Genomic DNA, 20,451 nt, shown 5'->3' with positions numbered 1-20,451 from the left:
CTGTCCGGATCGTCTCGGAAGAGCCGCTGCCGGGTGTTCCAGAGCGCGCCTACGGCGCTCGCTCCGGCGGCGGCCGGTCCGCTCCGGCCTGCGGCGGGAGACGACCTGGCAGGATGGTGGTTGGTGGTTCAGGTCGGCGCGGCCGAGGTCGGCGGCGGAGCGCGGTGCGAAGGATGCGGGGAACGATGGAAGCGGGCCAGGGAGCGGGGACGGAACCGGAGCCGGGGACGGGCGTCGACAAGGCCGGGCTGCTGCGCGACCTGCGGCGACAGGTGACGGCCCTGGAGGACGACCTGCGGGAACGCAGCGCCTCCGAGGAGGAGTTCGACACCCGGCTGAGGCGCGAGTACCAGCAGGCCAGGGACGCCAAGCGGACCGCCGCGACGTACGAGGCCTGGCGCGAGGACCGGATCACCCAGGCCGCGGTGGCGTGGGTGCTGGCGTGCGTGTTCGTCCGGTTCTGCGAGGACAACGGGCTGATCGACGTGCCGTTCCTGGCCGGCCCCGGCGAGCGGCAGGCCGAGGCGGAGGAGCGGCACGAGGCGTTCTTCCGCGAGCACCCGCACCTCAACAACCGCGACTGGCTGATCGAGTCGTTCCGCTACCTGGCCGGGACGAACGGCACGGTGGCCGGGCTGTTCGACGAACGCCACAACCCGCTGTGGGAACTGACGCCCAGTTATGAGGCGGCGACCGAGCTGCTGCGGTTCTGGCGGCGCTGGGGGTCGGACGGCCACATCCAGTACGACTTCACCGACCCCACGTTGAGCACCCGCTTCCTGGGCGACCTCTACCAGGACCTCAGCGACCACGCGCGCAAGACCTACGCGCTGCTCCAGACACCGGAGTTCGTGGAGGAGTTCATCCTCGACCTCACGTTGGAGCCGGCGATCGAGGAGTTCGGCCTCGACCCGGTGTGGGCGTACCCCGAGGGGACCGAGCGGCGCGGCCTGCGGACCATCGACCCCGCGTGCGGGTCCGGGCACTTCCTGCTGGGCATCTTCGAGCGCCTGGTCGCCAAGTGGCGCGCCGCCGAACCGGGGACGGACCGCTGGACCATCGTGCGGCGTGCCCTGGAGTCGGTGCACGGCTGCGACAAGAACCCCTTCGCCGCGAACATCGCCCGCTTCCGGCTCCTGGTGGCGGCGATGCGGGCGGCGGGGACGAAGCGGCTGAAGGATGCGCCGGCGTTCCCGATCAACGTCGCGGTGGGGGACTCGCTGCTCCACGGGCGCGGGGCGGCGGGTGTGCAGACGGACCTGGGGACGCTGTTCGCGGAGCTGGAGGCCGAGGAAGAGGGCACCTTCGTGTACGCCACGGAGGATGTCGCGGAGTACGCGGCGCGGGTGGACCTTCTGGGGCGGGGGTCGTACCACGTGGTGGTGGGGAATCCGCCGTACATCACTCCGAAGGACAGCCAGGAGAACGAAAACTACCGGGACTCCTACCTCGAGACCTGCTCCGGCAAATATGCCCTGTCGATCCCGTTCGCTCAGCGAATCTTTGAGCTAGCAATTCGTGGCACGGGCGGGACTGCGGGCGGCGGAGGCTTCAGCGGCCAGATCACGGCAAACTCTTTCATGAAAAGGGAGTTCGGCAAGAAGATCATCGAACGATTCTTCCACGGAATCGTAGAACTGTCACATGTAATCGATACGTCTGGCGCATACATTCCGGGCCACGGCACACCGACAGTGATCCTCCTCGGCCGCAACCGGAACCCACGCCAAGAACGGACAATCCGCACCGTTCTCGGCGTACGAGGTGAGCCATCCCAGCCCAACGACGCAGCCAGTGGACTGGTCTGGAAAGCAATCACCAATCAGGTGCGGACTCCCGGAAGCAGCTCAGACTGGGTATCGGTGGAGGATACCCCGGCGAGCAAGTTCTCCACCCACCCCTGGTCCGTCAGCGGAGGGGGAGCCGGAGACCTCTTCGAGGCCCTGGAGAAGAAATCAACGCAACGCATCAAGAGCAGGGCTTTCAGAATTGGCGTCTTCGGCGTCCTAGGGTCTGACGATGCCATGACCGCTCCCCATCGCGTCTTCGCAGCCAAACAAGTCGAAGAAAACTTCCTGAGGGCACTCACCACTGGCGACGAAGTGCGCAATTGGGCTTCAAGTGCAGCACTTTTCGTCACCTTCCCATACGATTCCCATCGCGGACTGGTTGAAATGCCATCCATGTCAGCCCTCGCTAGGCACATGTGGCCCATGCGTACTGAATTGGGCAATCGGGCGACCTTCGCCAAACGCACCTACTTTGCGGAGGGGCGCCCCTGGCACGAATGGCACCAGCTGCCAAAGGACATTGGCGCGAGTGACAAGACTCTTACCTTCGCCTTCGTAGCCACGCATAACCACTTCGTACTTGATCGGGGCGGCAAAGTCTTCAACCGCTCAGCGCCGGTGATCAAGTTGCCAGGGGAAGCCAGCGAGGACGAGCACCTGGAGCTGCTGGGGGTGCTCAACTCGTCGACGGCTTGCTTTTGGTTGAAGCAGGTAAGCCAGGGCAAGGGGGGCAGTGGCCTCGGCCGCGGCCTCCAGGATGAAGAGTGGGAAGAACGCTACGAGTTCACTGGCACCAAGCTCCAGGAGTTCCCGCTTCCCCAGCAGCTTCCGCTCGAACTTGCCCGCACGCTCGATGCGCTCGCACAGGAGCTAGCGCAGGCTGAGCCGTCTGCTGTGTGCGCAACAGGCGCACCCTCCCGCAGCGTCCTTACCGAGGCCCACACCAGCCACACCCTCACTCGCCAGCGCCTGATCGCCCTCCAGGAGGAGCTGGACTGGCAGGTGTACGGCCTCTACGGGCTGCTCCGCGACCACGAGACAGCACGAGTCACCGCCTCATCCCCCAAGCCGGAATCCATCCCCGAAGTAAGACTCGGAGAGCGGGCGTTCGAGATCGTCCTGGCGCGGAAGGTGGCGAGCGGTGAGACCGAGACCGCATGGTTCGAGCGCCACGGCTCCACGCCCATCACCGAGGTCCCCACCCACTGGCCCGACTGGTACCGCGAGATCGTTCAGGCACGCATTGACACCATCGAGAACCGCAGGGACATCGCCCTCATCGAGCGGCCGGAGTGCAAGCGGCGCTGGTCGTCCGAGCCGTGGGAGAAGAAGGAGAAGGCGGCCCTCCGGACCTGGCTGCTCGATCACTGCGAGAGCCGTGACCTCTGGTTCACCCTCGCCGACGGCATGGAGCAGCCCCGCCTGCTCACAGTGAACCAGCTCGCGGATGCACTCCACAACGACACCGACGTGAACGCCGTGGCGCAGCTCTACGCCACCGACCACCTCGGCAAGCCGGACCTCCCACTCGCCGACGTGCTCGCGGAGATCACCACCGACGAACACGTGCCCTACCTCGCCGCCATGCGCTACAAGGACACCGGCCTGCGCATTCGCGCGCAGTGGGAGGAGGTTTGGGAGAAGCAGCGCGAGGAGGATCGCACCGGCGAGCGACTCGACATCCCCGTCCCGCCGAAGTACAAGGCATCCGACTTCCTCAAGCCGTCGTACTGGTCGCATCGCGGCAAGCTCGACGTGCCCAAGGAGCGGTTCGTCTCGTACCTCGGGGCGAGCCCGGACGCTGACCCCACCACGCTGCTCGGCTGGGCGGGTTGGGACGACAAGGAGCAGGCGCAGGCCCTGATCAACCTGATCGAGGACCGCACCGAGCAGGCGGCCTGGGGCACCGAGCGCATCACTCCCCTGCTGGCCGGCCTGCGCGAACTCATGCCGTGGGTGCGGCAGTGGCACGGCGAGTACGACCCGGAGTGGGAGAGCGTCCCGGCCGACGACTGCGAGGCTTACCTCTCCGACCAGATAGCCAAGCACCAGCTGAGCGCCGACGACCTGACGGCTTGGCGTCCGGAGCGGAAGACCCGAGGCCGCAAGCCCGCAACTGCCAAGAAGCCCAAGGCCGAACAGCCCACCCTCGACGAGGGGTAACCGACCACGCCTGTGGGGGGCGGACCAAGCCACGCATGGCCCGCCCACCACCTGCCGAGGTCAACCGAGCTGCAGCCCTTCCGCCTTCAGAGCGGCCACAAACCCGGTCCACGCAACGGCGGTGTAGGCCAACGCCGGACCTTCCGGGTCCTTGGAGTCCCGAACGTACGCGGTGGTGCCGGCTTCGCCGAGTTCGACACAGTCCCCGTTGGCTCCGCTGTGGCTCGACTTTCGCCAACCCACCTCCAGCAAGGTGGAGTTCGACACGAACTTGTTCACGTGATCAGCTCTTCTCTCTGTGTGGCAATGAAGTCCAGTGACTGCTCAAGCGGCCATGCGTCGGCCGTGATCTCCCGGAAGGCCCGGTCGAAGACGCTGACCCGCTCTGGTGCCTCGACCCACTCGCTGGTCAGCATGCCTTCCACGAGGACGACATCGAGGGCCGACTCGGGGAAGCCCAAGATCGCGAAGGAACCGTTCATGCCGGGATGTGCTCCAGCAGCTGACGGCATGACTTGGATGGTGACGTTCGGCAGGGCCACCAGTTCGAGCAGCTTCTCCAACTGAGCGCGCATGACGGAAGCGCCACCGACGCGACTCCTCAGCGCCGCTTCATGGATGACCGCCCACACGTCGAGCGGCTGGGGCTGGGTCAGTACCGACTGACGCTCACGGCGGACTTGCACTCGGGCCTCGACATCGGTAGGCGAGACACCGATTCCCAGCCGCGTGATGATTGCCCGCGCGTAGTCCGCAGTCTGGAAGAGGCCCGGAATCAGGTGTGACTGGTAGGTCCGGAACGAAGTAGCGGATGCTTCGAGACTGATCTGGTCCGCGTACCACGGTGCCAGCACGTCAAGGTAGTTGAACCACCAACCGCGCTTGCTTCCGTCCTTGGCCACTGCGATGAGTGCGGCACGGAGTTGCTCATCGCACCCGTACGCATCGGCCAGGCGCTCGACGTCCACCGGCTTGGCTGCCGAGCGGGCAGTTTCCAGGCGCGACAGCTTGGCCGGAGTGATTCCAGTGAGCCGCTCCACCTCCTCCAGCGTCAGTGCTTGCTTCTCGCGAAGCGCGCGCAGCTGGTTGCCCAGCTGGCGTCGACGAACCGTGGGCTGCGTCACGGACCCCTCCTTACGTGCCTCGCAGGCCAGTTTGCCCGCTTCCCCGACTCGATCGCCACCGCCTCCAGGCCGTGCATCGAGAACCAGCGGCATCAGTATGAGAATTTGCAAGTTGAGCCGAGCGCCTTGCAGTGACGAGGCATCAGGAGCATGCTATCCGTAACGAGCCGACCACACGGCGCTATGGGCGCTGTTAGCGGTGCTTCCCTCCCCTCCTGAGAGGTGATCCCTCATGCCCGAAACCCTCCGCCACCCCTCCGCCCCCGCCGCCGCCCACCGGTTGCCCCGGCACCGCAGGTCCGCCGGAGCCGCCCGCCGCCTGCTGCGGGACTTCCTCGCGCAGCAGGAGAGCGGTGAACGCTACGTCGAGGTCGGTGAGTTGCTGCTCAGCGAGCTCGTCGCCAACGCGGTGCAGCACGCCCGAGTGCCAGCCGACCGCCTGATCGCCGTTCAGTTCGCCCTCGCGGACGACGAACTGCGCATCGAGGTTCACGACGCCGACGGCACCCACCACCCCGACGCCCACCCCGACGCCCACCCCGACAGCGTCCCGACTGCCGAACCGCCCGACTGGCAGCAGGAGTCCGGGCGCGGTCTCTTCCTCGTCCACCAGCTCTCCGCCCGCTGGGGCTGCGACCCGCGCCCGGGCGGCATCGGCAAGACCATCTGGTGCACCGTCCTCCCCGCCCCCACCGGCAGCGCGTGATCCCGGGCGCCGAGTCCTCGACCACTTCCTCGCCCGCCGCGGCGCACCCCGGCACGTCCGCCGGCTGCTGACCCGCAACGGCTCCCCCACTTTCACCGTGCACGTCATCGGGCGCCGCACTACCGCCACGTCCGAGCCGCGGGCACCGCGCCCGCCGCACGGCCCGTCGCTGGCAGCACCGCCGCCCCCACCGGCGGGAAGCCCTCCGAATCGGGCGCCAACTCTCCAGTCGCGTGCCCCCGTTCACCCTAGAGCAGCCCACCCCACCACGCGGGGAAGTGCAGCCGCCACTCGACGGCCGAGCCACCCCGCACCCCGAGGAGCCGCCTTGTTCTCCCTCACCGGCCTGGCCACCCACCCCGCCCGAGCCCCGGGTACCGACCACCGCAGCGGCCACCGCGCCGCTCCCATCCTCGCGCCCGGAACGACCAGCAGGTGTCCCGGTCGATGGCGAACGCCATGACGCTCCCCGGCCGGAACGGGAACAGCGACGGCACCGGGCCCGCCGGGTTGCCGAACAGTACGAGCAGGGCGTTGCGAACGCCGGCGCCGCGCGCCGCCTACCGGAGTTCGGTCACCACCCGCGCACCGCCGAAGCAGGGGCTCGGCTGCGGCCGGGAGTCCTGCACCGCGATCCGCACCACGGCGACCTGGAACAGCACGGCGATGGCTGCCAGCGGCAGCACGGCGCAGAGCAGGGCGTGCCCGGCGCTGAACCGGCGTGACTTCTTCCGGAAGGCGGCGGCCAACTGCCATCCGCCCCAGCAGACGGCGACGATGCCCAGCGCCAGCCCCGCCCAGGCGAGAGGCAGGACGTAAGCCGGGGCGGCGGGGCTGTCGTGGCACTTCTTGAGGAGCGCGCCCGCGTCATCGTCCGCCAGGATCGTGGGCACGGTGAACGCCCAAGCTGCGAGGCCCAGGGCCAAGGAGTACCGGGCCCTGGACCACCCGGGAGTCCGCACGGGGTCGTCGGGTTCCAACTGTCACCAGTCCGGGTTCACACGCACGAAGTGCAGCTTCTGGTGGCCGCGCTGCTCCTGGAAGCCGTCGATGCGACCGCCGATGCCGCGGCCGCTCCCGCCTGTCCGGCGGCGTCCTGCACACCGCCCGCCGAGCTCCGCAGCGTGTCCGGGTGGACGCTGATGTCGTACATGCTCCCCCCTTGGCTCCCCGATGCCCCGGGAAGTCGACTTCTCCCCCTCAGGGCCGCTACCCATTGTGCCAGGGCGTACACGATCCAGAGCAACCGATCGGCATATGCGCGATCAACTCGGCAGGGAAGAACCGACCCAGGCGGGAGCAGGACGACGGGCGCGTCGTCCTCCGTCCACTGGCTGCGGGCAGCACGCTCAGCCGGGCGACTGTCCCTCGCGATCAACCGATCTCCCGGTCGATGGTGAACGCCATGACGCTCCCCGGCTGCAGTGGGAAGGGCAGCTGCACCAAGCCCGCCAGGTTGCCGAACGGCGCGGGAAAGGTACTGCGGACGCTGCCGCCGTGCGCGGCGCCCAGCGGGCTGACCTCGGAGGCGCTCACGGCCAGCCGCACCGGTTTGAGCGCGGGGTCGACGGTCAGGCGGTACTCGGCGTCGGTGACGTGGCGGAAGACCTGCGCCTGGATGCGCACCCGGCGGTCATTGCCGATGTACTTGCGGGCCGTGATGCTCAACTCCACCAGGTGGCCGGGGGTGACGCGGGCGTCGGACGGCACGGAGAACTGGTGGATCCGAGCCTTCCCGCCGGCGACCGGCTCGTGCACCGGTGGCTTGCGTTCGAGCTCCCGGTTGTCCACGCGAACCGCGCCGATGGTGAAGACCTCCGGGTCGTCGGGGTCGAGGGTGTCGTCGATCATCCAGCGCAGCAGCCAGTCCGGGCCGGTGTAGCCGGTCAGGCAGGCGTCGTCATTGGATGCCATGCAGACGATTCCCACCGTCTTGGGGAGCGTCTCGACCCGGTAGGAGATGCGGAAGTTCTGGTAGAGGTAGTCAGGGTGGGCGTCGCCCGGTGGCGGGACGGTGAGCAGGCAGTCGTACCGGTAGGCGGACAGCGCTCCGGCGAACAGCGGATCACGCACCGGGCCGAGCACGTCCTGCATGCCGCGCAGTACCGCGCTGTCCACCTGCTCGGTCGTCTCGCGCACGGTGAGCGACCCGATGGCCAAGGTCACCACCGCGGCGGAGACGAAAGCACCGCCGATCAGGCTGAGCACTGTGGCGAGCACCTGTTGGTGCGTCATCAGCGAAGCCGCCACGACGCTCACCATGCCGATGGTCAGCGCGAGTACGTTGACCAGTACCAGGATCTTGCGGAGCTGTTGTTCCCGTGGCCGTGCCACATGCCACCCCCCGGGGCGTCAGTGCACCGCCCCCGCCGTGATGATCCGGACGATCCGCTCGGAGACCTCCCCGATCTCCTGTGCCGTGCGGGTATTGTCCACCTGGCCGTCCGTCAGCACCACCATGCCGATGCGAACCGCCGGGTGCAGGATGATGCCCGCATCGTTGACCACGCCGCGCAGGCTGCCGGTCTTGTGCCGCACTGGAACGTCGTCGTCCAGCCGCGCCGGAATCCGGTCATTGCGCTGGTAGTTGACCAGGTAGCGCCGCATCGGCTCCAGGTGCCGCATCCGGTCGATGTACTCGATCAGGCGCAGCATGTCCGCTGCCGTCGTGGTGTTGGCCCGCCCCAGCGGTCCGAGTTCACGCTCGGAGAACCCGGCTGGGAAGACCGTGGAGTCCAGCCGCAGATCCTTCAGCACGGCGTCGATGCGCTCCTGCCCCAGGAACGCACGCACGTACTCGGCGGCCGGATTGTCACTGGTGACCAGCGAGAACCCGCACAACTCCCGCACGGTGACGGCCGTGTCCGCGTCCAGGGCCTGCAGGACGCTCGGATACATCGTGGTGCTCAGGTCACCGATCCGCACCCGCGTGTCCAGATCGAGCTCGCCCCGCTCGCCCGCCTCGAAGAGCGCGACGCCCAGGATCATCTTCGCCAAGCTCGCCGCGGGGAGGACCCGATCGGGCAGATGCTCGACGGTGATTGCCGGGCCGCCGAACGTCTTGACCAGGATGCTGCGGATTCCCTCGCCGCCACCGGAGTTCACGAACTCATCGACCTGCGCGGCAACCGCGGCCCGGACTGAATCGACCGTCGGTGTCATCCCGCTCCTCCCACGATGCTGACGATTCACGGTAACAGCCAGCACCCTTGCCGCCCGCCCGAACGCCGCAAGAGGCGGCGCGGATTCGCCGAACAGTCCGTGTAACGGGCCACGCGCCGGCTGCGCGGCCCCGCCCGCCCGCGATCGCCTCGGCGCGACCCCCGCCACAAGATGCGGGGCGGACCTCATCTACTACAACCACACGCGCGAGAGCCTCGTCCTCGTCCAGTACAAGAAGCTCAGCCACCCCAAGGGCGGCTTCTACTACCCGAACAGCGACGACAACCTCGCCGGCGAGCTGGAACGCCTGCGCGAACTCGACGACCAGGCCGCCGATCTCCGCCGTCCCTGGGACGACCACCGCCTCTGCGCCGACCCGAGCTGGATCAAGCTGTGCGTTCCGGATCCGATCATCCCGCTCACCGACGTGATGGTGCCGGGCATGTACTTCTCGCGGAGTCACTTCGAGCGACTCGCGGACGACCACCGGATGCGCGACGGCCGGGGCGGCGCGACCCGCTTCGGCTATGCCAACGTACCCAGCTACCTCGACAACACGCTCTTCACCAGGCTCGTGGAGACCGGCATGATCGGCACCACCGGCGTCGGCACCGACCTGGTCCACCGGCAGATCAACGAGAGCTTCGCCCAAGGCCGCCTGGTGACCTTCGGCTTCCTCGCCGGCCCCGAGGCGCCGCAGTCGGTGCGCAACACCCGTCGCCGCAGCCAGCAACCGCGCGACACGGGTCGTGGCGTGCAAGCCGAACCGCTCCCCGGCCTCTGATCGCCGCCGGGCGCAGCGGGAGGACGACGGCCCCCGAACGCCGGTGCGAAGGCCCCCAGGGCTGGCAAGATGGGAGATCGCATGCACGATGCGTGCGCACCCCGTGCGGTCGTCGAGGAGAGGGAACGAGAGCCCAGATGCCCACCAGCGAGCTCTTCCTGCGGGACGTCTTCGACATCAAGGAGGACGTCCACGCCGGCGACTTCAAGATCGAGCTCTCCCAGGGCTTCTCCGAGACCGACGCCCGGGTCGCGGAGTACGTGGTCACCGAGCAGTTGGAGACGGCCTTCACCAAGGCGCTCGGCATCGTCGCCGCCGCCGTCCGCACCGGCAACTCGCACGCCGCCTACCTGCACGGCTCGTTCGGCGCCGGTAAGAGCCACTTCCTCACCGTGCTGCACGCCGTGCTCGAAGGCCACCCCGGCGCCTGGGCCAAGGACCGCCTGCAGGGTGTGGTGGCCCAGCACCGCGACTGGCTCCAGCGCTCCCGGTTCCTCATGGTGCCCTACCACCTGGTCGGCTCCACCGATCTGGACTCGGCCCTGCTCGGCGGTTACGTGCAGACGGTCCGCGCGCTGCACCCGGACAAGCCCACCCCTGCCGTCTACCGGGCCGACTCCGCCCTCGCCGACGCCCAGCGCCAGCGCGAATTCCTCGCCGACGACGGCAAGTTCCTCCAGTGGCTCGGCACCGGAGCAGCAGCCCTGACCCCGGGCGCTGCCGCCACCTCCACCGGCCCGGACGCGGAGGACGACGACCTCGACGCCAGCCTCCTCACCAGTGCGGAGACCGGCGGCGCCCCCGGCGCTGCCGTGCCGGCCGCCACCGACTGGACCTCCGCCGACCTCGACCGCGCCTTCGCCGCCCCGGCCGGCGACCCGCGGCGCGAGGCGCTGGTCTCGGCGCTGCTCACCGGCCCGATGGCCGCCTACGCGCAGGGCGCCCGGGGCGTCCAGGGCGCCTTCCTGCCGCTGGAGAACGGCCTGTCGGTGATCTCCCGGCACGCCGAGTCCCTCGGCTACCACGGCATCGTGCTCTACCTCGACGAGCTGATCCTCTGGCTCCAGGCGCACATGGGCGACCAGGACTTCGTCCGCACGCAGGTGCAGCAGATGGTCAAGCTGATCGAGTCCGGCGACAGCAACCGGCCGGTGCCGATCATCTCCTTCGTCTCCCGCCAGCGCGACCTCTCCCAGCTCGTCGGCTCCGACGTGGCCGGTGCGGACGTGCAGAACCTGGAACAGCAGGTCGAGTACCTCGCCGAGCGCTTCGACGTGATCGAGCTGGAGGACAGCAACCTCGTCGAGATCATCAAGCACCGGGTGCTCTCCCCCAAGCCCGGCATGGAGGGCGAGCGCGACGAGGCGTTCCGGCGGGTGGAGTCCGCGCGGGACGGCGTGCGGCAGGTGCTGCTCGACGCCCACGGCCGCACCGAGGCTGACTGGGACGACTTCCGCACCCTCTACCCGCTCTCACCCGCACTGCTCAACGTGCTGGTCGACCTCTCGGGTGCGCTCCAGCGCGAGCGCACCGGCCTCAAGCTCGTCCAGGAGCTGCTCCGGCGTCGCCGCGACGACCTGCGGATGGGCGACCTGATCCCGATCGGCGACCTGTGGGACGTGATCGCCGTCCGCTCCACCGAGGCGTTCACCGGCCGGCTGCGCAAGGATGCCGAGACGGCCAACCGCTTCCACGCGCGCGTCCGCAACTTCCTGCTCCAGAAGTACGGTTCGGCCGAGGACCCGCGGTTCCAGGCGGACGAGCGGCTGGTCAAGACCCTGCTGCTGGCGGCCCTGGCCCCCAACGTGCCGGCCCTCACCCGGCTCACCGGGGACCGGCTCGCCGCGCTCAACCACGGCTCCATCAGGACCAAGGTGGGCTCAGCGGGTTCGGTCGCCGTCAAGCGGCTCCAGGAACTCCAGCCCGACTTCGGTGAGTTGCGCAGTGACGGCACCTCCGACCCGGTCTTCCACCTGCACCTGTCGGACCTCGACGTCGAGCCGCTGCTCGACGAGGTCCGCGGCGAGGACAACATGGGCCGCCGCCGGCAGTGGGTGAAGGACCAGCTGTGGTCCGCGCTGGGGATCAACGACGCCCAGCCGTTCGTCTGCGAGCGCCAGGTGGTGTGGCGCGGCACCCGGCGGACCGCCGAGTTCGTCTTCGGCAACGTCCGCGACCCCCACCTGCCCGACGACCAGTTCGAACCGCAGACCAAGGGCAACGTCCGCTTCGTCCTCGACTACCCGTTCGACGAGAACCACCTGCCGCCGAGCGACGACGTGCGCCGCATCGAGGAGCTCAAGCGCAAGGGCAGGACCGCGCAGACCATCGTCTGGCTGCCAGACTTCCTCTCCGAGCAGCGCGCCAACCAGCTCGGCCGCCTGCTGCGGATGAACTACCTGCTGGAGCGCAACCGGCTGGACGACCACACCGCCACCCGGCCGGCCGACGAACGCGTGCAGATCCGCCAGCAGCTCAAGGAGCAGGCCGGCATCCTCACCACCCAGCTGACCAGCGTCCTGCACCAGCTCTACGGGATCAACGCACCCGACCCGTCCAACATCGGCGCCGAGGTCCCCGACGGCCAGCACCTGTGGTCGCTCGAACCCTCGTTCCCCAACCCCCAGCCGGAGCCCGGGATCGGCTTCGAGCAGAACCTGCTCCGGCTCACCGACGGCCTGTACGACGCGCTCTACCCCAAGCACCCGGACTTCGACCCGAAGCTCGAGCGCAAGGCGATCACACCCAAGGACCTGCGCACGGCCCTGGAGTGGATCGGGCGCGCCACGGCGAACGGCACCCGCCGTGAGGTGGTGGACCGCCACCACCTGGAGACCGTCCGCAGGGTCGTGCACGCCCTGCAGCTGGGCGAGGTCCACGACGGGCCGCTCAACCTCACCAACGACTGGCGCATCCGGATCAACCAGAAGGCCGCCGAGGCCAAGGCCGGGCCGGACATCGCCGTCGACGACATCCACCGGTGGATCGAGGAACTCGGCTACACCGGGCTCGACCGGCTGGTCCGCAACCTGCTCATCGCGACCTACGCTCTGCTCGACGACCGCACCTGGCTGTTCCAGACCTCGCCGCTCGACCAGGCCCCCGACCTCGAACGGATCGGGGCCGGATACGGGCTGCGCGCGGTCTCCCTGCCCACCGAGGACGAGTTCGCGACCGCTCGCATCCGCGCCGGCCACGTCTTCGGCATCTCGGTCACCCCCGCCCTGTTCGCCCGCAACGTCGCCAAGCTCGCCAGTGCCGTTCACAAGGCCGCCCAGGAGCGCAAGGAGGCCGTCGGCGGCCTGCGCACCACCCTCCAGAAGCACGCCGCGGACCTCGGGTTGACCGGGCCCGACGCGCCCCGGCTGCGGTCCACCAGGGCCGCCGCCGACCTCATCGCCCGGCTCACCCGCACCACCGACGCCACCACCCTGGTGCGGGAACTCGCCTCCGCTGCCTATGACGTCACCGACCAGGAGATCGGCGCCGCGATCTCCCACGCGCCCGACGTGCTCGACGCCCTCGATCAGACCAGGTGGAACCTGGTGCAGAGCGCCCGGGGCTTCGCGGGACGCCCGGACGGCATCGGGGACCGCGCCGAGCGGCTGATCACCGGACTTCACAAGACGGCCGCCGCCCACGAGCAGGCCGACCCACTCGCCCCCGTCCTGTCCCAGTTCCCCGACCGCGCCCTGGCACTCGTCGACGAGGTCGCCCGGCTGGCCCAGGCGACGCCTCCCGCTCCTCAACCGGTGGTGGCGCCTCCTGCCGCACCGGGCGCCGACGACATCAGCCTGACCGACCACGGGGACCCCTCCGTGCCCTCCGGCGCGCCCACCGACCCGGGCAGCGAGCAGCCGGCAGCACCCGCCGCCACGCCCACCGCACCGGCGGCCCCCGCCCCGTCCCGGTGGGACCTGCCCGGAACCAGCCGGCTGGAGGACGAACTGGCCGTCGCAGTCAGCGGGATGTCCGAGGAGATCCGCGCGTACCTGACCCGGCATCCCGGCAGCCGCGTCCAGATCTCCTGGCACCCCGTCAGCGACGCACCGGACGGCGCGTCCGGCACCGAGTCAGGCGCCTCCTGATGGCCGGCGGACCGCCCCGGATCGGCCGTCGCACGGTCGAGGCCCTCCTCGAGGGCCACTGGAGCGCCCTGCGCGAGCGCCGCCTCGTCCTGGTTCACGGGCACTACCCGCAGAACGAACTCGTCGAGTTCACCGCCCGGATCGGCGGCACCACCAGGCGGGTGCACGTCACCGAGGAGGACTCCGTCCTCGGAATCCTCACGGCCTGGCAGGACCACCAGCGCCAACCCGGCCGCGACGTCCTGGTGGTGGCCACCGCCGTGGACGACGACCAACTCGGCTGGGACCTGCGCGGACACGCCGTCAAACGCCGCACCCTCACCGTCGAGGCCGCCGAGATCGTCAAGCAGCGCTTCGGCACCGGCCGGCTCGACACGCGCCTCTACCGGGAGACCTGGCTCCTCGACGCACTGCTCGACGCCGAGCCCGCGGACGGCTGGCCCCGGATCGGTTCGCTGCTCACCCGGGACACCGCCCTGCGTCTCCTGCTGACCGCCCGCCTCGGATTCGGCTCCACCCCGGGGCAAGGACGCGGTGAGGGCGGGCCGACCACACCGGACACTGCCATCGACATGGACACCCTGCTCGCCTGGACCGGGAACCCCACCGGACTGCGCCGGTTCGCCGAACTCCCGCCGCAGGAGCGCACCGAGCTGAAGAAGTGGCTGGCGGAGAACGCCGGCACCGCAGCCCCGGTGCTGATGTCCCTGGTCGAAGCCGACCGCGGGGAGGACGCCATGGCGCTCGGCCTGCTGGGCGCCGTACTCGACGCGCCCGAGGCCGACCCCGACGTGGCCCTGTCCGTCGGCGGACTCTTCGGGCAGGTCATGCCGCGGCGGGCGGACCTGCGGCACTTCACCGAAGCCGTCGAAGGCACGCTCACCCGCTGGATCGGCCAGGCCCAGAACCGGGAGGAGACCCGACGGCGGGTGGAGACCGTCCTCCAGCGGGCCGATGCGCTGGCCGAGAAGGCGGGCCTCACCCCGAGCCTGCGGAGCAGCCGCTTCCTCCGGGCCGGCTTCACGGCCCAGCTGCGCCGGGTCACCGACGCAGCCGCCCGGCAGGCCACCGCCGAGGCGGAGTCGGCCCTCGCCGACCTGGCCGGGCATGCGCTCGCGTCGCTGCTCCCCGACCGGGTCGCCACCGCCGAGATGGCCGTCCGCGTCGCCCGGTGGCTGGCGCAGCCGCACCCGACCGTCGCTTCGGTCCCCATCGGCGTCCGGCACCACCTCGCCGAGTGGGGCTGGGTCGACCGCGCGCTCACGGTCCTCTGGGCGGGTGATCCGGGTGCGGACCCGGTCATCGGACAGGACCTCCACACCCTGTACCGGGCGGCCAGGGCCCGCCGAGCCGCGCTGGACGGGGAGTTCGCGCAGCGGCTCGCCGGCTGGACGGTCGCCGCCACCGCTGCGCACCCCGCCGGATGCCTGGTCGTGGAGAACGTCCTCACCGAAGCCGTCCGGCCACTGCTGCGCAACGGCTCGCCCGCCCCGCTGGTCCTCGTGGTGGACGGCATGAGCAGCGCCGTGGCCGCCCAACTGGGCGAGGACTTCGAACGCGAGGGCTGGATCGAGACGGTCCCCCGCCCCACGGCGGGCGATGCCCCGGCCAGGATCGCCGCGGTGTCGATGCTGCCGTCCGTCACGGAGATCAGCCGGGCCTCGCTGCTCACCGCCTCCGCCGTCAAGGGCGGCCAGAGTGTCGAGGCGGCCGGCTTCGCGGCGTTCTGGGCACGGCACCGGCGATCCGCCGTGCTGTTCCACAAGGCCGCCATCGGCGGCGCGGACGGCCGGTTCCTCGCCGAGGAGCTGAGCGTCGCGCTCGCCTCCGAGCACGTCGTGGGCGTCGTCCTCAACACCGTCGACGACGCCCTGGACAAGGGGCAGCAGGGGCGGCGCACCGCCTGGACCCTCGACGACATCACCTACCTGCGCGAGCTCCTGGCAGCGGCCAGCAGCTACGGGCGACCGGTGGCCGTGGTCGCCGACCACGGCCACGTGCTCGAACGCGGTGAGGCCCCCGGTGCGGCCGGCGCCGAGGGCGCGGAGAGCGCCCGCTGGCGCACCGGCACACCGGCCGAGGGGGAGGTCCTCCTCACCGGACCGCGCGTCTTCGAGGGCTCGGGCAGCGTCGTGGCCGCTTGGCGCGAGGACATCCGCCACACCGCCAGGCGGGCCGGCTACCACGGTGGCGCCGCCCTCGCGGAGGTCACGGTGCCGCTGCTGCTACTGGTGCCCTCCCGCGACGCGGTACCGGCCAACTGGGTGGTACTGCCCCGCGAGCGGGCCATGCCCGACTGGTGGTCATCACCGCGGAGCGAACAGGTGCGGCTCGACGCCGAACCGGTCGGCGGACCGCTCCCGCCGACGCTGGAGACCGGAGCGCGGGAGACCGAGGCCGGGAGCGGGGATCTGCCCGCCGGAGCCGGAAGCGCCGACTCCGCGTCACCGCCGTCGGCGGACACCCTCGGCGGCCGCGTCGTGGCCAGCGAGGTGTACCAGGCGCAGAAGGAGTACGTCCGCAAGGCGCCGGAGACCAAGGTCGTGACCGCCGTGATCGACGCCCTCGCCGACGCCGGCGGAAAGATGTCACCCGCCGCGCTGATCGCCGCGGTGTCCGCCACCGGCCGGATCCGCAGCCGGGTCGACGGATTCGTCGCCGTCCTCCAGCGGCTGCTCAACGTCGAGGGCTACCCGGTACTGGGTTTCGTCGACGGCGGGCACACCGTCAAGCTGGACGTCCGCCTGCTCACCGAGCAGTTCCGCCTGAAGGAGCAGCAGTGACCGCTCGCCCGCAGGTCAGCGCCGTGCGGCGGCGCGAGGTCCTGGACGCCCTGCGCCGCGGCACCGTCCCGCAATCCGGGCTCGACCTGCTCGCCGTCGGGCTCGACCGGTTCGCCTCCGCACTGGACGACGACCTCGCCACGGTCGCCCGCGGCGGCGCGGCCTTCCACGCCATCCGCGGTGAGTACGGCTCCGGCAAGACCTTCTTCGCGCGCTGGCTCGCCGAGCGGGCCAAACGCGCGGGTCTCGCCACCAGCGAGGTGCAGATCTCGGAGACCGAGACGCCCCTGCACCGATTGGAGACGGTGTACCGCAGGCTCACCGAACGGCTGAGCACCTCCACCCACCAGCCCAGTGCGCTGCGGGCCATCGTCGACTCCTGGTTCTACACGCTGGAGGAGGAGGTCCTCGACACCGGCGAGGTCGAGGAGGACGACGAGGCCGCCCTCGGCCGCGCCGTCGACGTGCTCATGGAACGGCGACTGGTCGATGTCGCCCGCACGACACCGGCCTTCGCCTCCGCCCTGCGCGGCTACCGGCAGGCGCTCGCGGCCGGCGATCCGGCGACGGCAGAAGCGGTCATCGCCTGGCTCGGCGGCCAGCGGTCCGTCGCGGCTTCGGCGCGCAGAGCAGCCGGAGTGCGCGGCGACCTCGACCACTTCGCGGCCCTCGGCTTCCTCCAGGGTCTGCTCACCGTGCTGCGCGACTGCGGGCATCCGGGCCTGCTCGTGGTGCTCGACGAGACGGAAACCCTGCAACGGGTGCGCGGGGACGTACGGGAGAAGGGTCTTAACGCGCTGCGCCAACTGCTGGACGAGATCGACGCCGGGCGGTTCCCCGGCCTCTTCCTCGTGATCACCGGCACCCCCGCCTTCTACGACGGGCAGCAGGGCGTGCAGCGCCTCCCCCCGTTGGCCCAGCGGCTCGCCACCGACTTCACCACCGAGCCGCGCTTCGACTCGCCGCGTGCGGTTCAACTCCGGCTGCCCGGCTTCGATCTCGCCAGCCTGAGCGAACTCGGCCGCACTGTCCGCGATTTGTACGCCGGAGATGCTCGGAACCCGCAACGCGTCACCGGCCGGGTCGATGACGGCTACCTCGCCGAGCTCGCCACCGCGGTGACCGGCGGCCTCGGCGGCAAGGTCGGCGTCGCACCCCGCCTCTACCTGCGCAAGCTCATCGCCGACGTCCTCGACCGCGTCGACGAGTTCGACGACTTCGATCCCCGCCGACACTACGCGCTCACGGTGTCCACCGCCGAACTGACGGAAGTGGAGCGCAACGCCGCCGCCGGCAGCGCCGACGACATCGAGCTGGAGCTGCCGTGAGCGAGGGCGGAACACCGCTGCCTGCTCCCGCGGTCGACCAGCTCGACCCGGTGCTCGTCCACCACATCGTCAACACGCTGGGCTGGCCAGGACTGCGCCCGCTCCAGGAACAGTCCGTTGAGCCCCTGCTGGCGGGCGAGGACGCCATCCTGCTCGCCCCCACCGCGGGCGGGAAGACCGAGGCGGCCGCCTTCCCCCTTCTCTCGACGATGACCCGGGAGCGCTGGAGCGGCACGTCCGTGCTGTACCTGTGCCCGCTCAAGGCACTGCTCAACAATCTGCTCGCCCGGTTGCAGACCTATGCGGCCTGGCTCGGCCGCACGGCCGAACTCTGGCACGGCGACGTCACCACCGGGCGACGTCGCAAGATCCTCGCGCAGCGGCCGGACATCCTGCTGACCACTCCCGAATCGCTCGAAGCGATGCTCGTCAGCACCCATGTCGATCACCGCGCCTTCTTCGCCGGCCTGCGGGCCGTGGTCGTCGACGAGGTCCACGCCTTCGCCGGCGATGATCGCGGCTGGCACCTGCTCGCCGTCCTCGAACGGCTCCAGCACGCCATCGGCCGACCGGTCCAGCGGGTGGGCCTGTCTGCCACCGTCGGGAACCCGGCCGACCTGCTCCACTGGCTCCAGGGAACGGGCGCGGCCGAGCGCGCCGCCCGCGTCGTCGCCCCGCACCTGCAGACAGGCCCGTCCGGCCGACCCGCACCCGACGCGGCAATGCCGAGCGCCGACATCCAGCTCGACCACGTCGGATCGGTCGACAACGCCGCGACGGTGATCGCCGCGCTCCACCGCGGCGAGAAGCGGCTGGTGTTCTGCGAGTCCCGGCGGCTCGTCGAGGAACTGGGTGAGAAGCTCCGGGCGAAGGGCGTGACGACATTCCTGTCCCACGCCTCCCTCTCAGTCGACCAACGCCGGCAGGCAGAGCAGGCGTTCGCCGAGGCCAGGGACTGCGTCATCGTGTCGACCAGCACGCTCGAACTCGGTATCGACGTCGGTGACCTCGACCGGGTCATCCAGCTCGACGCCCCGAGCACCGTCGCTTCGTTCCTGCAACGGCTCGGCCGCACCGGGCGCCGGCCCGGCAGCACACGCAACTGCCTGTTCCTGGCGCTCGACGAGGACGGCCTGCTGGACGCGGCAGCGCTGCTCTTGCAATGGTCCCGCGGGTGGGTGGAGCCCGTCATCGCACCCCCGGAGCCCCGTCACATCGTGGCCCAGCAGCTGCTCGCCCTCTGCCTCCAGGAGCACCGCGTCGGCGACCGGTTGTGGCAGCAGTGGTGGAACGGCCTCGGCCCGTTCGGCGCCCCGGCCGAACCGATCCTGCGCCACCTCATCAGTCAGGGCTACCTGGACCGGGACGGTGGTCTGCTCTTCATCGGTCCCGAGGCCGAACGGCGCTTCGGCCACCGGCACTTCATGAATCTCACCGCTGTCTTCACCGCTCCCCCCCAGTTCACCGTGCTGCACGGCCGAGCGCAAATCGGACAGACCGACCCCGACCTGCTCACCGAGAAGGTCGACGGCCCCCGCCGTCTCCTGCTTGCGGGGCGGAGCTGGCTGGTGACCTACATCGACTGGCAGCGCAAGCGCTGCTTCGTCGAGCCCACCGACGGCGGGGGGAAGGCCAAGTGGAGCGGTCTCGGCTTCGTCGGCGGCGCGTCCTTCGAGCTGACCCGAGCGGTACGGGAGGTACTCCTCGGTGCGGACCCACCCGTCGCCCTCACCAAACGCGCGGTGCGATGCCTGGCAGAGGCACGTGACCACTTCGCCGAGCACGTCCACCCGGGCGGCACCGTCGTCACGAGCGCCTCCAGCGGGCAAGTGCGGTGGTGGACTTGGGGCGGCCACCGCGCCAACGCCACCCTGGCATCCACCCTCTCGGACATCACGGTGCCCACCCAGCGCATGAACGACTGCTGGCTCAGGCTTCGCGAAGACATCACCCCGCAAGCGCTGAAGAAGGCGCTGGAAGCCGCTGTCGGCAGACTCTGCCTGCCAGAAGTTGACGATCACGCTGTGCGGGGACTGAAGTTCTCCGAGGCGCTGCCCGTCCGCTTGGCCCATGCCACACTCGCCCGTCGTCTGGCGGATCTGGATGGCGCTCGAGCAGTGCTCGAGGAGCGGGTGAGGTTTGTGACCGGCAGCCTCTGATCCCTCTCAAACGGAGGCCCCTCGCGACCACCGCTCCACCGTGCCCAATGCCGCGAGGCAGTGCCACCGCGCCCAGCAACCGTGGACCGTGCGCGGTCCGAGCCGCCGAGCTCCGCCACTTCTCATGCACCGCCCGCTCCCGCTGGACCGACGAAGACCTCCGCCACACCCGCACCGCCAAGCCAGGCACCCTGTCCACTGCCGATTCGCTGTGCATCGCCGTCGCCGAACGCCACGGCCTCCCCGTCCTGACCACCGACCGAGCCTGGTCGGTCATCGAACGCCTCATCGGCGGATTCACCGTCAAGACGATCTGCATCCGCTGACCACACAGCCGAGTTGGCGACGGGCGGTCAGTCAGTGC

The 20,451-nt window shown here is 70.2% G+C and carries 13 protein-coding genes; 8 read left to right on the top strand and 5 right to left on the bottom strand.

Going from position 1 to position 20,451, the window contains the following annotated elements; all coding sequences use genetic code 11:
• Positions 1–185: 185 nt before the first annotated feature.
• A complete protein-coding gene (gene pglX, locus LN042_RS10775) occupies positions 186–3,953 on the top strand; it encodes a BREX-2 system adenine-specific DNA-methyltransferase PglX (RefSeq protein ID WP_230050875.1) in 3,768 nt (1,255 codons plus the stop codon).
• Positions 3,954–4,013: 60 nt separating this feature from the next.
• Here the strand turns inward: pglX and LN042_RS10770 are convergent, their stop codons facing one another.
• On the bottom strand, positions 4,014–4,232 hold the full coding sequence (locus LN042_RS10770) for a DUF397 domain-containing protein (protein WP_230050873.1): 219 nt from the start codon (positions 4,230–4,232) through the stop codon (positions 4,014–4,016).
• On the bottom strand, positions 4,229–5,077 hold the full coding sequence (locus LN042_RS10765) for a helix-turn-helix domain-containing protein (protein ID WP_230050872.1): 849 nt from the start codon (positions 5,075–5,077) through the stop codon (positions 4,229–4,231). The genes LN042_RS10770 and LN042_RS10765 overlap by 4 nt, the downstream gene beginning before the upstream one ends.
• A gap of 232 nt (positions 5,078–5,309) precedes the next feature.
• Between LN042_RS10765 and LN042_RS10760 the strand changes: the two genes are divergently transcribed.
• Positions 5,310–5,783 carry an ATP-binding protein gene (locus LN042_RS10760; protein WP_230050870.1) on the top strand — a complete coding sequence of 158 codons (474 nt, stop codon included), beginning with the start codon at positions 5,310–5,312 and terminating at the stop codon, positions 5,781–5,783.
• A 560-nt stretch (positions 5,784–6,343) separates the two neighbouring features.
• Here the strand turns inward: LN042_RS10760 and LN042_RS10755 are convergent.
• The 3 genes from LN042_RS10755 to LN042_RS10745 all read right to left on the bottom strand — a co-directional run bounded on the left by LN042_RS10755 (position 6,344) and on the right by LN042_RS10745 (position 9,134).
• Positions 6,344–6,676: a hypothetical protein gene (locus LN042_RS10755; protein WP_230050869.1), complete on the bottom strand. Its 333-nt coding sequence runs from the start codon at positions 6,674–6,676 to the stop codon at positions 6,344–6,346.
• A 481-nt stretch (positions 6,677–7,157) separates the two neighbouring features.
• Positions 7,158–8,117 (bottom strand): hypothetical protein, encoded by a 960-nt coding sequence (locus LN042_RS10750; protein WP_230050867.1) that lies wholly within the window; start codon positions 8,115–8,117, stop codon positions 7,158–7,160.
• 18 nt (positions 8,118–8,135) lie between these two features.
• Positions 8,136–9,134: a serine hydrolase gene (locus tag LN042_RS10745; RefSeq protein WP_230050865.1), complete on the bottom strand. Its 999-nt coding sequence runs from the start codon at positions 9,132–9,134 to the stop codon at positions 8,136–8,138.
• Between the two features lie 253 nt (positions 9,135–9,387).
• Between LN042_RS10745 and LN042_RS10740 the strand changes: the two genes are divergently transcribed.
• From LN042_RS10740 to LN042_RS10715, 6 genes are all read left to right on the top strand, one after another.
• Entirely contained in the window at positions 9,388–9,729 is a 342-nt protein-coding gene (locus LN042_RS10740; protein ID WP_230050863.1) for a hypothetical protein, read from the top strand.
• Positions 9,730–9,866: 137 nt separating this feature from the next.
• The gene (locus LN042_RS37220) at positions 9,867–13,817 is read left to right on the top strand and encodes a DUF6079 family protein (RefSeq protein WP_283843672.1); all 3,951 of its coding nucleotides are present in this window, start codon (positions 9,867–9,869) and stop codon (positions 13,815–13,817) included.
• Positions 13,817–16,600, top strand: a complete 2,784-nt coding sequence (gene pglZ / locus LN042_RS10730) for a BREX-2 system phosphatase PglZ (protein WP_230050862.1) — start codon at positions 13,817–13,819, stop codon at positions 16,598–16,600. Before LN042_RS37220 ends, pglZ begins: the two co-directional genes overlap by 1 nt.
• Complete coding sequence (gene brxD, locus LN042_RS10725; RefSeq protein ID WP_230050860.1) at positions 16,597–17,928, top strand: BREX system ATP-binding protein BrxD; 1,332 nt, start codon at positions 16,597–16,599, stop codon at positions 17,926–17,928. The genes pglZ and brxD overlap by 4 nt, the downstream gene beginning before the upstream one ends.
• The gene (locus LN042_RS10720; protein WP_230050858.1) at positions 17,925–20,087 is read left to right on the top strand and encodes a DEAD/DEAH box helicase; all 2,163 of its coding nucleotides are present in this window, start codon (positions 17,925–17,927) and stop codon (positions 20,085–20,087) included. Before brxD ends, LN042_RS10720 begins: the two co-directional genes overlap by 4 nt.
• 47 nt (positions 20,088–20,134) lie before the next feature.
• A complete protein-coding gene (locus tag LN042_RS10715) occupies positions 20,135–20,413 on the top strand; it encodes a PIN domain-containing protein (RefSeq protein WP_230050856.1) in 279 nt (92 codons plus the stop codon).
• Positions 20,414–20,451 lie beyond the last annotated feature (38 nt).

The sequence above is a fragment of the Kitasatospora humi genome, assembly GCF_020907985.1.
Taxonomy (GTDB): domain Bacteria; phylum Actinomycetota; class Actinomycetes; order Streptomycetales; family Streptomycetaceae; genus Kitasatospora; species Kitasatospora humi.
Note: the sequence above shows the minus strand (reverse complement) of the source record. Positions and strands in the feature narration are given on the sequence as shown.

Bases quoted from the DNA above. Each gene is read 5' to 3' on its own strand.
- pglX (WP_230050875.1), top strand. From the start codon at position 186: ATGGAAGCGGGCCAGGGAGCGGGGACGGAACCGGAGCCGGGGACGGGC.
- LN042_RS10760 (WP_230050870.1), top strand. From the start codon at position 5,310: ATGCCCGAAACCCTCCGCCACCCCTCCGCCCCCGCCGCCGCCCACCGG.
- LN042_RS10745 (WP_230050865.1), bottom strand. From the start codon at position 9,134: ATGAGGTCCGCCCCGCATCTTGTGGCGGGGGTCGCGCCGAGGCGATCG.
- LN042_RS10740 (WP_230050863.1), top strand. From the start codon at position 9,388: ATGTACTTCTCGCGGAGTCACTTCGAGCGACTCGCGGACGACCACCGG.
- LN042_RS37220 (WP_283843672.1), top strand. From the start codon at position 9,867: ATGCCCACCAGCGAGCTCTTCCTGCGGGACGTCTTCGACATCAAGGAG.
- pglZ (WP_230050862.1), top strand. From the start codon at position 13,817: ATGGCCGGCGGACCGCCCCGGATCGGCCGTCGCACGGTCGAGGCCCTC.
- LN042_RS10715 (WP_230050856.1), top strand. From the start codon at position 20,135: ATGCCGCGAGGCAGTGCCACCGCGCCCAGCAACCGTGGACCGTGCGCG.